The sequence below is a fragment of the Acidovorax sp. FG42 genome (assembly GCF_057809195.1).
Window position 1 is genome coordinate 117,597 of record NZ_JBMDJM010000002.1, and the last position, 15,573, is coordinate 133,169.

At 66.1% G+C, this 15,573-nt stretch carries 14 protein-coding genes; 8 read left to right on the plus strand and 6 right to left on the minus strand.

What is annotated here, in order from left to right:
• Positions 1-87: 87 nt before the first annotated feature.
• The 3 genes from ACODSM_RS03105 (at position 88) to ACODSM_RS03115 (ending at position 3,412) form a co-directional block, all read left to right on the plus strand.
• The gene (locus ACODSM_RS03105; protein WP_488804442.1) at positions 88-1,305 is read left to right on the plus strand and encodes a Y-family DNA polymerase; all 1,218 of its coding nucleotides are present in this window, start codon (positions 88-90) and stop codon (positions 1,303-1,305) included.
• Between the two features lie 187 nt (positions 1,306-1,492).
• Positions 1,493-3,052, plus strand: a complete 1,560-nt coding sequence (locus tag ACODSM_RS03110) for a methyl-accepting chemotaxis protein (protein WP_488804302.1) — start codon at positions 1,493-1,495, stop codon at positions 3,050-3,052.
• A 93-nt stretch (positions 3,053-3,145) separates the two neighbouring features.
• On the plus strand, positions 3,146-3,412 hold the full coding sequence (locus ACODSM_RS03115; RefSeq protein ID WP_056061307.1) for a hypothetical protein: 267 nt from the start codon (positions 3,146-3,148) through the stop codon (positions 3,410-3,412).
• Positions 3,413-3,444: 32 nt separating this feature from the next.
• Here ACODSM_RS03115 and queF read toward each other — a convergent pair whose 3' ends face one another.
• The 4 genes from queF to ACODSM_RS03135 all read right to left on the minus strand — a co-directional run bounded on the left by queF (position 3,445) and on the right by ACODSM_RS03135 (position 9,459).
• On the minus strand, positions 3,445-4,290 hold the full coding sequence (queF, locus tag ACODSM_RS03120; protein WP_422849070.1) for an NADPH-dependent 7-cyano-7-deazaguanine reductase QueF: 846 nt from the start codon (positions 4,288-4,290) through the stop codon (positions 3,445-3,447).
• Between the two features lie 98 nt (positions 4,291-4,388).
• Positions 4,389-5,300 (minus strand): 2OG-Fe(II) oxygenase, encoded by a 912-nt coding sequence (locus ACODSM_RS03125; RefSeq protein WP_291441484.1) that lies wholly within the window; start codon positions 5,298-5,300, stop codon positions 4,389-4,391.
• 38 nt (positions 5,301-5,338) lie between these two features.
• Entirely contained in the window at positions 5,339-6,124 is a 786-nt protein-coding gene (yaaA, locus tag ACODSM_RS03130; RefSeq protein WP_488804303.1) for a peroxide stress protein YaaA, read from the minus strand.
• Positions 6,125-6,366: 242 nt separating this feature from the next.
• Positions 6,367-9,459, minus strand: coding sequence for an Rne/Rng family ribonuclease (locus tag ACODSM_RS03135; RefSeq protein ID WP_488804304.1), 3,093 nt, complete (start codon positions 9,457-9,459; stop codon positions 6,367-6,369).
• A 598-nt stretch (positions 9,460-10,057) separates the two neighbouring features.
• Between ACODSM_RS03135 and ACODSM_RS03140 the strand changes: the two genes are divergently transcribed.
• The 4 genes from ACODSM_RS03140 to ACODSM_RS03155 all read left to right on the plus strand — a co-directional run bounded on the left by ACODSM_RS03140 (position 10,058) and on the right by ACODSM_RS03155 (position 13,304).
• Positions 10,058-11,059 (plus strand): RluA family pseudouridine synthase, encoded by a 1,002-nt coding sequence (locus ACODSM_RS03140; protein ID WP_488804305.1) that lies wholly within the window; start codon positions 10,058-10,060, stop codon positions 11,057-11,059.
• Between the two features lie 27 nt (positions 11,060-11,086).
• Positions 11,087-11,761, plus strand: a complete 675-nt coding sequence (locus ACODSM_RS03145; RefSeq protein WP_488804306.1) for an HAD family hydrolase — start codon at positions 11,087-11,089, stop codon at positions 11,759-11,761.
• A gap of 26 nt (positions 11,762-11,787) precedes the next feature.
• On the plus strand, positions 11,788-12,165 hold the full coding sequence (locus tag ACODSM_RS03150) for a Rieske (2Fe-2S) protein (RefSeq protein WP_488804307.1): 378 nt from the start codon (positions 11,788-11,790) through the stop codon (positions 12,163-12,165).
• Between the two features lie 92 nt (positions 12,166-12,257).
• Positions 12,258-13,304, plus strand: a complete 1,047-nt coding sequence (locus ACODSM_RS03155; protein ID WP_488804308.1) for a S49 family peptidase — start codon at positions 12,258-12,260, stop codon at positions 13,302-13,304.
• Positions 13,305-13,580: 276 nt separating this feature from the next.
• Here the strand turns inward: ACODSM_RS03155 and ACODSM_RS03160 are convergent, their stop codons facing one another.
• Entirely contained in the window at positions 13,581-14,357 is a 777-nt protein-coding gene (locus tag ACODSM_RS03160) for an SAM-dependent methyltransferase (protein WP_488804309.1), read from the minus strand.
• Positions 14,354-14,953 carry a Maf family nucleotide pyrophosphatase gene (locus ACODSM_RS03165; protein WP_488804310.1) on the minus strand — a complete coding sequence of 200 codons (600 nt, stop codon included), beginning with the start codon at positions 14,951-14,953 and terminating at the stop codon, positions 14,354-14,356. Before ACODSM_RS03165 ends, ACODSM_RS03160 begins: the two co-directional genes overlap by 4 nt.
• A 25-nt stretch (positions 14,954-14,978) precedes the next feature.
• Between ACODSM_RS03165 and ACODSM_RS03170 the strand changes: the two genes are divergently transcribed.
• A complete protein-coding gene (locus tag ACODSM_RS03170) occupies positions 14,979-15,527 on the plus strand; it encodes a YceD family protein (RefSeq protein WP_043565232.1) in 549 nt (182 codons plus the stop codon).
• Positions 15,528-15,573: the final 46 nt, after the last annotated feature.

Below are 15,573 nucleotides of genomic sequence, written 5' to 3' on the forward strand. Positions count from 1 at the left end.
ACCGCCACCGAGCCCGATTCTTCTGAAACCCCACCTCCTGCGCAGGCTGCCCCTACCGGCAAGCTGCGCCGCATCGCCCACCTGGACATGGACGCGTTCTTTGCGTCCGTCGAGTTGCTGCGCTACCCGCAACTCAAAGGCTTGCCTGTGGTGATCGGTGGCGGGCGGCGCAAGGTGGACGAGCTGCTGCTGCGCGGGCCAGACGGCACCGAGGAGCGCGAGCGGCGCTTCATACCGGTGGAAGACTTTCCGCTACTCAAGGACTACGTGGGCCGGGGCGTGATCACCACGGCCACTTACCCCGCACGGCAGTTCGGCGTGGGCTCGGCAATGGGCATGATGAAAGCCGCCAAGCTGTGCCCGCAGGCCATCGTGCTGCCGGTGGATTTTGACGAGGTGCGACGCTTTTCGCGCCTGTTCAAGAGCACCATCACCGAGATCGCACCGGTAATGCAGGACCGGGGGGTGGACGAGGTCTACATCGACTTCACCGACGTGCCCGGCGGCCAGCGCGAAGGCGGGCGGGTGCTGGCGAGGCTCATCCAGAAAAGCATCTTTGATAGGACCGGACTGACCTGCTCGATCGGCGTGGCGCCCAACCGGCTGCTGGCCAAGATGGCCAGCGAGTTCAACAAGCCCAACGGCATCTCCATCGTTTACGAGGAAGACCTGCAGAGCAAGATCTGGCCCCTGAACGTGCGCAAGATCAACGGCATCGGCCCCAAGGCCGGCGAGAAGCTGGCGCGCCTAGGCATCGAGACCATCGGGCAGCTGGCCGCGCAGGATGAGCAATGGCTGATGGGCCACTTTGGCAAGTCCACCGGCGCCTGGATGCACCGCGTGGCCTGGGGCCGCGATGACAGCCCGGTGGTGACCGAGAGCGAGCCCGTGAGCATGAGCCGCGAGACCACCTTTGACCGCGACCTGCACGCGGTGCGCGACCGGGCCGAGCTGGGCGCGATCTTTACCGACCTGTGCATGCGCGTGGCCGAGGACCTGCAGCGCAAGGGCTATGTGGCGCGCACCATCGGCATCAAGCTGCGCTACGACGACTTCAAGATCGCGACGCGCGACCACACGGCTAACAGCTACACGGCCGACGGAGCCACCATCCGGCAGCTGGCCGGGCAGTGCCTCAAGCGCGTGCCGCTGGACAAGCGCCTGCGCCTGCTGGGCGTGCGGGCCAGCACGCTGGTGCGGCGCGGCGAGGAGCCCGAGCCCGATCCGCAGACCCGTGCCGCAGCTGCGAGCAGCCGGCGCAGGCCGCAGGCGGGTGTGGACAGGGACACGGGGCAGCTCTTTTGACGCCACAGGAGTAGGGCTGGGGTGTGTGCGCCTCGGGAGGGTTGTGCAGGCCATCCCTCACTCGGCACCTTTTGGGGGCAAATCGGGGGAGTGAGCAGTTAGACTTGATTCGTATCAAGCGGTTACACGAACGTCTAACAAAACACCGCGCTGCCTGCCCCTGCCGCAGGCCTTCCAGGAGCCTCGAATGCGCATCAACCTGCCAGTGACCCAGCAGAATTTTGACTACCCCGGTGATGAGCTGCTGGTGTCCAGCACCAACACCAAGGGCGAGATCACGCACTGCAACCCGGCGTTTGTGCGCGTCAGTGGCTACAGCTACGACGAGCTCATCGGCCAGCCGCACAACATCATTCGCCACCCGGACATGCCGCCCGAGGCCTACAAGGACATGTGGCGCACCATTGGCCGGGGCGAGCCCTGGACAGGTCTGGTGAAAAACCGGCGCAAGAACGGCGACCACTACTGGGTGCGCGCCAACGTCACTCCCATCATGGAAGGCGGCAAGCCACGCGCCTACATGTCGGTGCGCACCAAGCCCAGTGCGGCCGAGATGGTGGCCGCCGAGGCCTTGTATGCACAGATGCGCAGCGAGGCGGCTTCGGGCGCAAGCAGCTTCTACCTGGACTCGGGCAACGTGCGCTACCGGGGAGTGCGTGGCTGGCAGCAGCGCCTGGCGCAGATGGCGCTGCTGCCCCGCATGGCGATCCTGCTGCTGATGACGGTGCTGCTGGCCTTGGTGCCCGACGTGATGGGGCTGCAAGGCACCACCGCCTGGGTGGCCCGCCTGGCGCTGCTGGTGCTGGGGGCGGGGTGGACGCTGTGGCGCTTTCAGGCCACCGTGCTGCAAGGGGTGCACGATGCGACCCGCTTCGCGTCCGACATCTCGGCGTGCAACCTCGCCACGTCGGTGGGCACCGACTACCCTCAGCCCCTGGGCGCGCTGATGCAGCGCCTGCAGCAGACCCAGGTCAACCTGCGCGCCGTGGTGGGCGACGTGCGCACCGAGGTGCGCAACTTCATCGAATCGGCCGACGAAATCGCGCGCGGCGGCATGGACCTGTCGGCCCGTACCGAGTCGCAGGCCAGCAGCCTGGAAGAGACCGCCGCGGCCATGGAGCAACTGGCCAGCACGGTGCTGCAGACGTCGGAGACAGCGGCCAAGGTGTCGCACGAGAGCGCACAGAGCAGCGACATCGCCACGCGCGGTGGCCAGGCGGTGCAGGAGGTGGGGGCGGCCATGCAGCAGATGAAGCTGTCGTCCACCAAGATCAGCGAGATCGTGGGCGTGATCGAGGGCATTGCCTTCCAGACCAATCTGCTGGCGCTCAACGCCGCTGTGGAAGCCGCGCGGGCTGGCGAGCAAGGCAGGGGCTTTGCGGTGGTGGCGGGCGAGGTGCGGGCACTGGCGCAGCGCAGTGCCAGCTCGGCCAAGGAGATCAGCGGCCTGATTGGCGTCACGGTGAACCAGATCGCCAGCGGCGCGCAGCAGATGGACCATGCCGGCACCACCATCGAAGGCGTGGTCCATGCGGTGGAACGCGTGAGCACGCTGGTCCAGCAGATCAGCAGCGCCACCAAGGAGCAGTCGCAGGGCATTGCCCAGGTCAACGAGGCCGTGACCCAGCTTGACACCGTGACGCAGCAGAACGCCGCGCTGGTGGAGGAGTCGGCCGCCGCCGCCCAGGGTCTCAAGGAGAGTGCGGTGTCGCTGGGCCGCTCGGTGGACGTGTTCCGGCTGGGGTGAGCGGCACCGCAAAGAGCCGCCCGCAGCCATTCGTACCTTGACGAATTCTTACTTGTAACTTACAGTGATTTTCCCGTTTTCCGGGAGATCACCATGACCCTTGACGAGCTGCAGCGCATCAAGCAGTGGCATGTGGCGCACAAGGCCGACCACCCGCTCGAATACCACCTGTGGGACCTGGTGCTGACGGTCTGGATGCTGGGCTGGGTGGGCTGGTTTCCCATCTGCGCTTTTGGCGAGCCTTGCGCCGCGCCGGTCTGCCTGATCGGCATTTTTGTCCCCAGCCTGTACGTTGCCTGGCGCACCCGCGCGCACCTGCGCCATACCCTGCGGTGCGACTGGATTGACGCGCGCAACTGACGGACGCGGTCGGTTGACGGGACTGGTCAGGCCTACTGCCGCGCCGTGCGCACGTTGCGCGGCAGGGCTTGCGGGTGGCTGGTGCGCAGGGGGTTGATGTCCAGCCCGCCACGGCGCGTGTAGCGCGCGTACACCGTGAGCTTGATGGGTTTGCAGCGGGTCCACAGGTCCATGAAGATGCGCTCCACGCACTGCTCGTGAAACTCGTTGTGGTTGCGAAAGCTCACCAGGTACTGCAGCAGGCCTTCCTGGTTGATCTGTGGGCCGCTGTAGCTGATCTGCACGCTGCCCCAGTCGGGCTGGCCGGTCACCAGGCAGTTGCTCTTGAGCAGGTTGCTGGTGAGGGTCTCGGTTACGGGCGCTTCGTTGAATGTGGCCGTCAGCAGGTCGGGCGCGGGCTGGTAGCGCGTGCATTCCACGTCCAGCCGGTCCAGGCTCAGGCCGTCCAGCTCGTGCACGGGCTCCTGGTCGAACAGTTCGGGCGCGATGAGCTTCACGCCCACGGTGGCGGGGTGCTCGGCACCGCGCCACACCGCCTCGCTGATGTCGGCGCGGATGCGGGCCTGCACCTCGGCCGCATCGGCAAAGCGCGTGTTGTTGAAGCTGTTGAGGTACAGCTTGAACGACTTGCTCTCGACGATGTTGGGCGTCTCGCAGGGCACCGTGATGTGCGCCAGGGCCACCTGTGGCTTGCCACGCTGGTTCAGCCACGACAGCTCGAACGCCGTCCACAGGTCGGCCCCGAAGAAGGGCGCCGCGCCGGTGATGCCGATCTCGGCCCGCTTGCCCGCGCGCGGGATGGGGAACAGCAGCGACGCGTCGTACTGGTCGATATAGGCCGAGGCCTTGCCAAGCTGGGATTGTTCTGGCGTGTTCATGGCCTGGTCTTTCGGGTGTATGGGTTCCAAGGGGGATGTATTTTTGCTACTATTTTTGTAGCTGCTGGCGCATATTCGACTCGCGCATACCGGCGTTTTTACTGAAATTCCCGCTCGCGCAGCCATTTGGTGGCGATCCATTTGTCCCCTGCGATCACGGGGGCGCCGCCATGCAGGGTGCGGGTGGACGGGTGCGGGCGCTCGTAGCTGAAGAACACCGCGTTGCCACGCTGCGGCGCGACCTCCAGGTGCACATCGGGGAAGGTGGTGCCGCCGCCCTTTTCGGGCGTGTTGAGGTACATCACCAGCGTGCCCACACGCTGGCCGCCGCGCTTGATGATGCTGGGCGTGCCGGGCTCGGCGGGGTCGAAGTAGTCGTAGTGGGGTTTGTATTCGGCGCCGGGGCGGTAATGCAGCACCTGCAGGCCTTCGCCGTTTTCGATGGGCCACTGGAGCAGGCGCGCAATGCGCTCTTCAATGCGCTGGATCAACGGGCTTTGACCGCGCTGGAAGAACATGCCGTCGCTGGTACGGTCGGCGTTGATCTCTTCGCCGCCGGTCTTGGTGGCCACGGTGAGCGAGCGTGCCATGCGGGGCTCTGCGGCGGCGATCAGGGCATCACACTCCTCGGGCGACAGCAGGTTGCCAAACACCACGATGCGCGGCTGCGCCATGGCCAGCAGCACATTCACCGTGCGGTCGCCGCAGTCCACCTGGGCGGGGGATTCATCCAGCCGGGGCTCGGGCACCGGCACGGCCGAGGGCAGGCCCTGCTGCACGGCCAGGTCGTTCAGGTGCTCCTGCAGCGTGATCTCCAGCGCGTCGGCGGCCACGTCCTCGTCCCACCCTGCGTCGCGCATGGATTGCAGCACCACAGGCGCGGCGTAGCCTGCCTGCGCCTGCTCAATGATCCAGCGGCGCAGCTCGGGCGTGATGGCCTGCCGCGCTGCGCTGGCGCGCTGGGTGCTGGTGGTCGTGCCGTCCGGGTGCTGGTCAGAACGCAATGTCATGGCGGTCCTTCAACAAGAAAGAGCAGGGGGAGGGGTGTTTATAAGGCCGGTGGGGCCTTGCGCCGGAAGACCAGGCGCTCGGGCGTGGAGGAGGCCGGGGCAAAGGCATAGCCGTCCAGATCGAAGCCTTCGAGCTGGTGGGGTGTGGCAAGGCGGTGGGCGATGGCATAGCGCGCCATCAGGCCGCGCGCGCGCTTGGCAAAGAAGCTGATGATCTTGTAGTTGCCGCCCTTCCAGTCCTCGAACACGCATTCGATCACGCGCGCCTTGAGCGCCTTGCGGTCCACGGCCTTGAAGTATTCCTGCGAGGCGAGGTTGATCACCACTGGCGTGGTGTCGGCGCGCAGCCGGGTGTTCAGGTGCTCGGCAATCTGGCGGCCCCAGAACTGGTACAGGTTGCTGCCTGCCTCGGTGGCCAGGCGCGTGCCCATCTCCAGGCGATAGGGCTGCATGCGGTCCAGCGGCCGCAGCACACCATACAGGCCGCTCAGGATGGCGACATGGCTCTGGGCCCAGTGCAGGTCGTCAGCGCTCAGGCTGCGGGCCTGCAGGCCCTCGTACACGTCGCCATTGAAGGCCAGCACCGCCTGGCGCGAGTTGTGGGCCGTGAAGCGGGGGCGCCAGGCCTGGTAGCGCGCCACGTTCAGCGCCGCGAGCGTGTCGCTCAACTCCATCAGCGACGCAATCTGCTGCGGCGACTGCTCGCGCAGCACCTCGATGAGGGCCGTGGACTGCGGCACAAATTGTGGCGTGGTGTGCGGCAGGCCTTCGGGAACGGGCGTGTCGTAGTCGAGCGATTTGGCGGGAGACAGCAGGAACAGCATGGGGCGAAGGGTCCGTGGATCTCGGGTGTGTGGCGTGGGGCTTGGCCTGGACGGTGCGGGTTACTGGCTGCACTGCGGCACCAGCGAGCCGAAATGGTACCTGCTGACAGGCTGCCTCCGGCCGCTTGCGGGTATTGGCGCCAAGGGCCGTACACACTCGGCGGTCCCCAAAAAAAAGAAGGCGGCCTGAGCCGCCTTCTGGGTGATGGCTACAGCCCTGGGGCAGCAGCCATTGCAGCGCGTCAGGCTGCGGGGGGCTGCTCAAATGGCAGCGCCATGGCCGACAGGTCGCGGCGGGTTTCTACCAGCACCAGCGGGCCTTCGTCCAGCACCACCGCTGGGGGGCGCTCGCGGGGCACGCGGATGGGCTTGGGCTCGGCAGCGATGGCGGCCTGCACGGCCGCAATCTTGTCCGCGTCCGAGTTCACCCACTGCAAGCCCGACGCGGCAGCCACTTGCTGCAGTTCATCGATGGGCAGCGTGAACGCTTGGACGCGCGGCAGGCCCTTGGCAGGCGCTGCAGGCGCTGGTGCCGCAGCTGCCGGAGCGGGTGCCGCGACCGGAGCCGGTGCGGCCACGGGGGCAGCAACAGGCGCTGGAACAGCTACAGGTCCGGTAGCCGCTGCGACTGGCGCTGCGGCCACAGGGGCTGTCACCGGTGCCACAGGCTCTGCGGCGGGAGTGTTGTTGCTGAAGTAGCTGCGGCGTGGCGCTTCGTCCTGTGCCGGGGCCGGCTCGGCCTGGGTGGGGTCGAAGTCCAGCATGGCGGGTGCTGCGGCTTCAGCGTTGCCGTTGGCGTCGCGTGGGCCACGCTCGCCACGTTCGCGGCGGTCACGGCCGTAGCGGTCGCGGGAGCGGCGCTCGCGGCGTTGCTCTTCGTTGGCGCCATTGCCATTGCCGTTGGCGGGTGCGTCATTGCCACTCAGGTCCAGGTCTGGCAGCGAGGCCAGAGGCGCGGTGTCGGCAAAGTCGCCAGCAGCGGCTGGGGCTGCTGCCTCCTGGGCCTCGACCGCACGGGGAGCGCGTTCACCACGCTCGCCACGGTTGCCACCGCGATCACCGCGTTCGCGGCGCGGGCCGCGTTCGCCACGGGGTTGCTGGGCGGGTTGGCCTTCTGCACCACCGGTGTTGCCAGCGTTGGGGCCTTCCACCTGAGCGGTGGCGGCGTTGGAGTTGTCTCCGTTCGTGCCAGCGTTCAGGTTGCGCGGCTCGCTGTCGCGGCGGCCACGGCCCCCTTCACGGCCTTCGCCGCGTCCGTTGCGGCCACCGTCACGGCCTTCGCCCTCAGGGCGGCGCTCTGCGTCGCGGGGTGCGCGGCCTTCGGCCGAGCGTTCACCACGGCGGCCACGGCTTTCGCCGGTGCTGCCTTCGCGGTTGCCGTCACGTGGTGCGCCTTCGCGCTGACCGTCACGGTTGCCGTCGCGGCCACCACGGCGGCCACGGCTTTCACCGTTGCGGCCTTCGCGGCGGGGTTCGCCACGGCCGGTGGTTTCGGCTGCGGCCGGTGCGGCGGCTGGCGCAGCCGTTGCCACCGGGGCGGGTGCGGCAGGGGCGCTGCCAAAGCCGAACAGGCTCTTGAGCCAGGCGAAGAAGCCTTGCTCCTGCGGCGCGGGGGCGACAGGCGCCGGAGCGGCCACGGGGGCAGGTGCAGGGGCTGCATGGGCTGCGGGGCGCTGGCCGCCACGGGGTGGGCGCGCCGCGCCTTCGGGGCGGGGCTCGGCCACGGGGGCGGGGGCATCAGGCAGCACGCCCTTGATCACCGGGGTCTGCTTGTTGGTGGGCTCCTGCGAGCGGCGTGTGACAGACGTTGGGTCTTCCACTTCTTCGGCGAGCTTGTAGCTGGCTTCGATGTGGTCCAAGCGTGGGTCGTCGTGCTTCAGGCGTTCCAGGCGGTAGTTGGGGGTTTCCAACGTCTTGTTGGGCACCATCAGCACGGCCACGCGCTGCTTGAGTTCGATCTTTGCGATCTCGGTGCGCTTTTCGTTCAGCAGGAACGAGGCCACTTCCACCGGCACCTGGCAGTGCACGGCGGCGGTGTTGTCCTTCATCGACTCTTCTTGAATGATGCGCAGGATCTGCAGCGCCGACGATTCGGTGTCACGGATGTGGCCCGAGCCTCCGCAGCGGGGGCAGGGGATGGACGAGCCTTCGGACAGCGCGGGCTTCAGGCGCTGGCGGCTCATTTCCATGAGGCCGAACTTGCTGATGGTGCCGAACTGCACGCGGGCGCGGTCCTGGCGCAGCGCATCGCGCAGGCGGTTTTCCACTTCGCGGCGGTTCTTCGACTCCTCCATGTCGATGAAGTCGATCACGATAAGGCCGCCCAGGTCGCGCAGGCGCATCTGGCGGGCCACTTCGTCGGCGGCTTCCAGATTGGTGCGGGTGGCAGTTTCCTCGATGTCGCCGCCCTTGATGGCGCGGGCCGAGTTCACGTCCACGGACACCAGCGCTTCGGTGTGGTCGATCACGATGGCGCCGCCCGAGGGCAGGCTCACGGTGCGGGCGTAGGCCGACTCGATCTGGTGCTCGATCTGGAAGCGGCTGAACAGGGCGGCGTCGTCGCGGTAGCGCTTCACGCGGGCAGCATGCTCGGGCATGACGTGCGCCATGAACTGCTGCGCCTGTTCGTAGATGTCGTCGGTATCGATGAGGATGTCACCGATGTCGTTGTTGAAGTAGTCGCGGATCGCGCGGATGACGAGCGACGATTCCTGGTAGATCAGGAAGGCGCCCTTGCCGCCCTTGGCGGCGCCGTCGATGGCGTTCCACAATTTCAGCAGGTAGTTCAGGTCCCACTGCAGTTCGGGCGCGGTGCGGCCGATGCCAGCGGTGCGCGCAATGATGGACATGCCGTTGGGGTACTCCAGCTGGTCCATCGCCTCCTTGAGTTCGGCACGGTCCTCGCCCTCGATGCGGCGCGACACGCCACCACCCCGGGGGTTGTTGGGCATCAGCACCACGTAGCGGCCTGCCAGGCTGATGAAGGTGGTCAGGGCTGCGCCCTTGTTGCCGCGCTCTTCCTTTTCGACCTGGACCAGCAGCTCCTGGCCTTCCTTGATGACTTCGTTGATGCGCGCCTGGCTGGGCGACACGCCGGGGGCGAAGTACTGGCGCGAGATTTCCTTGAACGGCAGGAAGCCGTGGCGGTCTTCGCCGTAATCGACAAAGCAGGCTTCCAGCGAGGGCTCGACGCGCGTGACGACGGCCTTGTAGATGTTGCCCTTGCGCTGCTCGCGCCCTTCAATCTCGATTTCGTAGTCGAGGAGCTTTTGTCCGTCGACGATGGCCAGGCGCCGTTCTTCGGGCTGCGTGGCGTTGATGAGCATCCGCTTCATGATGCGATTCCTTCAGTGTGTTGCGGACAGCAGCGATGCAGACGTCCCTCTCAGCGGGGAAAGCTGCGCGGGCTGCCGCCCACAGTTCCAAACCATTAACAACAAGCTCTACAGGAGCTGTGAATGCCTGGACTGACGCATCGAAACGAAGGGAATTGCCGGGAATGCCAATGATCTGCCGCGCTCTAGCGCAGCATCGTGAGGCAGGGGCGCGTGGATGGGGGCGAGTGGTAGGAGCGCAGTTTTGCTAGCAAAAAAGTAGCTGGTTGCGCTTGCTGGCTGGGCGCTAGAGCCGAATAGGAGCGTGCAGCCGGGGGCATCAGCCACCGCCACAAGGTCACCATCCAGCTCATCAACAACCACATGCTCGCTTTGATCCGCTGGCAGGCTGCGCCCGGGTAGGGTGCATCTGCCAGCTGGGGGATTCCGTATCAGTGTTTCAATCTGTCAGCCCGCCGCACGGCATGCGGGCCACCACAGGCATCTGGCCTGCAATCTGCGCGCACGACGCCCGCTGGCATCGACCTGCCTGCGTGAGGGGCAAGGGCTGTGTGGACTAAACTCCAGACAAATCAACCACTTACATAACAACGCGCAGGTGAAACACATTATAGGGGCCAAACCGCCCGCAGCTTCTGCGGGGCTTCCCGCAGCCCGCCTGGTGGAAGTGGATGCTGACTCCGCCGGCCAGCGGCTCGATAACTTTTTGATACGCCACCTGAAAGGTGTGCCAAAAACGCATGTCTACCGCATCATCCGCAGCGGTGAGGTCCGCATCAACAAAGGCCGCGTGAGTGCCGACACCCGCGTGGAAGCAGGGGATGTGGTGCGCCTGCCGCCCGTGCGCGTCTCCGACAAGGTGGCCGAGAAGGCCGAGCGTCCGGCGCCTGCGCGCGAATTTCCCATCCTGCTCGAAGACGAGCACCTGATTGCCCTGGACAAGCCCGCGGGCGTGGCGGTGCACGGCGGCAGCGGCGTGAGTTTTGGCGTGATCGAGCAATTGCGCCAGGCGCGGCCGGCGTCCAAGTTCCTGGAACTGGTGCACCGTCTGGACCGCGAGACCTCGGGCATCCTGCTGGTGGCCAAGAAGCGGTCAGCGCTCACTCACCTGCAAGACCAGTTCCGTGAGCGCGAGACAGGCAAGACCTATCTGGCACTCGTCACGGGCATCTGGCCTGCCAACAAAAAGGTCATCGACCTGCCACTGCACAAGTACCTGCAGGCCGACGGCGAGCGCCGCGTGCGTGTGACCACGGCCGATGACCCGGATGGCATGCGCTCCATCACGTTGGTCAAGGTGCGCAGCACCGTGCCCGCGCGCCCCGCTCAAGGCCTGCCGGCGATGTCCCTGCTGGAGGTGACCATCAAGACAGGCCGCACCCATCAGATCCGTGTGCACCTGGCAAGCCAGGGCCACGCCATCGTGGGTGATGACAAATACGGTGACTTTGACCTCAACAAGCGCCTGCAGAAGCTCTCGATGAAGCGCATGTTCCTGCACGCATGGCGGTTACAGTTCAACCACCCCGCCTCGGGCGAGCGTGTGCAGCTGATCGCCGAGCTGCCCCCTGAGCTGGCCGATTTTGTGCCCACCGCCTGACGATCCTGCGCGAGAAAAACTGCTCTCATGTCTGCCAAAAACTTCCGTCCGCGCCGTTTCGACCTCATCGCCTTTGATTGGGATGGCACGCTGTTCGACTCCACCGCCATCATCGTGCGCTGCATCCAGGCAGCGGTGCGCGACGTGGGCGGCACCGTGCCCACCGACAAGGAGGCCGCCTACGTGATCGGCATGGGCCTGATGCAGGCGCTGGCCCATGCGGCGCCCGATGTGCCGCCCGAGAAGTACACCGAACTGGGCAATCGCTACCGCTTTCACTACATCCAGCACCAGGACGACCTGAGCCTGTTTGAAGGCGTGCTGCCTCTGCTGAACGACCTGCGCGAGCGCGGCCACCTGTTGGCCGTGGCTACCGGCAAAAGCCGGCGCGGGCTGGACGAGGCGCTGCACACGGTTCAACTCAAGGGCGTATTCGACGGCTCCCGCACCGCAGACCAGACCGCTGGCAAGCCCCACCCCCTGATGCTGCAGGAGCTGATGGCCGAATTTGACGTGGCGCCGGAGCGCCTTTTGATGATCGGCGACACCACGCACGACCTGCAGATGGCCGTCAACGCCGGCTGTGCGAGTGTGGGGGTGAGCTATGGCGCCCATGAACCCGACGCCTTCCATGCGCTCCAGCCGCTGGCGGTGGCCCATTCGGTGCGCGGGCTGCACGACTGGCTGCTGAACAACGCCTAACGCTGGGCCGTGAAGCGGAGCAAGCCATGAACACGTCGCCCGAGCAGTCCTTCGCTTTGTGCAGCAGCGCCGACCTCGTCGATGGGGGGCGGGCCGTGCCGTTTGATGTCGTGTACGCGGGCCAGACCTGCCGGGCCTTTGCAATCCGCTACCAGGGCCTGCCACACGCTTACCTCAACCGCTGTACCCATGTGGCGATGGAGATGGACTACCAGCCCGACCGTTTTTTTGACGACACGGGCCACTGGCTGTTGTGCGCTACCCACGGCGCGGCTTATTTGCCCCACACCGGCCAGTGCGCGGGCGGACCCTGCCGAGGAGGACTGGTGAAAATTGCCCTGTCGGAGAGTGATGGCGTGGTGCGCTGGCATACTGCCTACAACCTGCAGCCCGTAGAGTTCTAGAAAATCCAGATGAATTACCCTGATGTGCTGTCGCCTGGTTCCATCCGGCGCGGCGCGTGGGCTGCAGCGGTGCAGTTCCCAGGACGCATGACATGACAGACCCCCAACAGCCCGGTTCGTCGGGCTTTGACCCCAAAACCAATTCCGCGCCCGATCTGTGGGCGCAAGCAGCTACAAATTCAGGAGCACCTGTGAGCGACTCATCGCGTGAACCCGGCTGGGAACGTGCCACGCTGGAAAAGCTGGCCTTTGCTGCCCTCAATGAGCAACGCAGCGCCCGTCGCTGGAAGATCTTTTTCCGTCTGGCCTGGCTGGCCCTGCTGGCGGCGATTGCGTTTGCCGCGTTGCGTCAGGCATCGCCCAGCACCAGCACCAGCACGCCGCACACCGCGGTGGTGGACATCAAGGGCGAAATCGCCAGCGGTGCCGAGGCCAGCGCCGAGTTTGTGGTGGCCGCCATGCGCAGCGCGCTGGAGGATGAGGGCTCGCAAGCGCTGGTGCTGCTCATCAACTCGCCCGGTGGCAGCCCGGTGCAGGCCGGCATCATCAACGACGAGATCGTGCGCCTGAAAGCCAAGCACAACAAGCCGATCTACGCCGTGGTCGAAGAAACCTGCGCCTCGGCTGCCTACTACATTGCAGCCGCCGCCGACGATATCTACGTGGACAAGGCCAGCATCGTGGGCAGCATTGGTGTGCTGATGGACGGTTTTGGATTCACCGGCGTGATGGAGAAGGTGGGCGTGGAGCGCCGCCTGCTCACCGCAGGCGAGAACAAGGGTTTTCTGGACCCTTTCAGCCCGCAGACCGAGAAGCAGCGCGCCTACGCGCAGACCATGCTCGACCAGATCCACCAGCAGTTCATTGCCGTGGTGAAAGCGGGGCGCGGTGACCGTCTCAAGACCACGCCCGATACCTTCAGCGGCTTGTTCTGGACGGGCCAGCAGGCCGTGGAAATGGGCCTGGCGGACAAGCTGGGTAACCTGGACTATGTCGCGCGCGAAGTGGTCAAGGCCGAGGACATCATCGACTACACCCGCCGCGACAACGTGGCCGAGCGCCTGGCCAAGCGTTTTGGCGCGGCGGTGGGCATGGGCGCCGTCAAGTCACTGGCCATATCGGGGCCACAGTTGCGCTGATATTCGCCTCGGAGTCGGCAGGGGGCGTGATCATCCGCACAAGCCCTTGCATCCACGGCAGATGTCTATTCGAAGCCCCTGCAGAGGTATCTGCCGGGGCCTTTTTGTTGGGCCTGGTTGCGCTGTGCTGCCGTGCCGGTGTGGGGCCGTTGTGCAGCGGTCTGAGGGTTTTTGGGGGTGTTTTGGGGCGGTTGCGCTAGTGGAATATGCCTGGAATGCTCTTGAATATGTAGCATTCCAGGCGCCTCGCCCGTCGCGTGTTACTCCGTCGCTGCCTCAACGCCCCAGCGCAAACACCACGGGGGTGCGGTTGTCCGGCGGTGCGGGCTGCTGCTTCCACTGGCGCACCAGCTGGCTTTGCACCCGCGCGTCGGGCAGGGTCAGGCCGCTGGCCAGCGCCAGCCGGGTGTGCGGCTGCAGGGTCTGAACCAGTGCCTGCCACAGGGCCGGGTTGCGGTACGGGGTCTCGATGAACAGCTGGGTCTGGCCCGTGCGCAGCGCGATGCCCTCCAGCTCCTTGATGCGCTGGGTGCGCTCTTGTCCGTCTTGTGGCAGGTAGCCGACGAAGGCGAAGTTTTGTCCATTGAGGCCACTGGAGGCCAGGGCCAGCAGCAGCGACACCGGCCCTACCAATGGCACCACGCGCAGGCCCAGGTCGTGCGCGGCCCGCACCACCGACGAGCCAGGGTCGGCCACTGCGGGCATGCCCGCTTCGCTGACCAGGCCGATGTCGTGCCCGTTCAGGGCCGCAGCCAGCAGCGGGCGGGCGTCGAACGGCGCTGAGCCCTTGTCGCCGTGGTCGCCTTTTTTGTGCACTTCACGCGGCAACTCAGTGATCTGCTGTTGCTGCAGAGAGAGGGCCAGGGGGTGCAGCGCGTCAATGCGCTTGAGGTAGGCGCGCGTGCTCTTGGCGTTTTCGCACACCCAGTGGGTCAGGCGGGCGGCTGTCTGCAGGGTGGCCGAGGGCAGGACATCCTGCAGTGGGGCCTGGGTGTCGCAGCCAAAGTCGAGGGGGGCGGGCACCAGGTACAGCGTGCCGGTTTTTACGTTCATGGCAGCACCAGCCCTGCTGCGCGCAGCATGCGGCATGTGCGGATCAGTGGCAGCCCGATGAGTGCCGTGGGGTCGTCGCTGTGGATGGCGTCCAGCAGGGCAATGCCAAGGCCTTCGCTCTTGGCGCTGCCCGCGCAGTCGTAGGGCTGCTCGGCGCGCAGGTAGCGCTCGATTTCTTCATCCGACAGGTCGCGGAACTTCACCTCTACGGGGGCGAGGTCCACCTGTTCAAAGCCGGTGGCCGCGCACACCACCGCCAGGGCGGTTTGGAACACCACCGTCTGGCCGCGCATCTGGCGCAACTGCTGCACCGCGCGATCGTGCTGGCCCGGTTTGCCCAGCGGCTCTCCGGCCAGGTCGGCCACCTGGTCGGACCCGATCACCACCGCTTCGGGGTGCTGCCGCGCCACAGCTTGCGCTTTGGCCAGAGCCAGGCGCATGGCCAGGGCGCGGGGCGCCTCGCCGGGCAGGGGGGTCTCATCGACATGGGGGGCGGCCACTTCGAAAGGCAGATTCAGCCGTTCCAGCAATTCGCGCCGGTAGCGCGAGGTCGAGCCCAATACCAGAGGGCGTTGCGAGGAGGGGGATTGATGCATGCGCCGATTCTCTTACACTGCCGCCATGACCAAGGAATTCTCCGCACAGCGCCTCGACGTGAAAGCCTTTGCACAGGCGGGCGGTCGGCTGGCGGGCCACGACTCGCTGTTGAAGTACGAACGCCTGGCGCAAGAGGCCAAAGGCCTGCACCCGGACCTGTTGGTGGACTGGGAGGCGACCGGTGAAATACGCACTGCGCTGGGCGGAATGGGGCAGGTCTGGTTGCACATCAAGGTGCGCGCCAGCTTCCCTATGGAGTGCCAGCGCTGCCTGACGCCGGTAGACGTCCCGCTGGAGGTGGATCGGGAATTCCGCTTCGTGGCCGATGAAGCCACTGCCGAGGCCCTGGACGATGAGAGCGAAGAAGACCTGCTGGCCCTGAGCCGCGAGTTTGATTTGCACGAGCTCATCGAAGATGAGTTGCTGATGGCGTTGCCCGTGGTGCCCAAACACGACGAGTGTCCGACCTCTGTGCCTCTCGCGTCTTCTGACGATGATTTTGAAGAAGCCAATGCCGAAAAACCCAACCCTTTCGCTGCCTTGGCTGCTTTGCGCAAGGACGCCAAAGACTGATTGGCGGGCCCAAAAAGCATTTGGGTTATAATCGTGGGCTTCACGC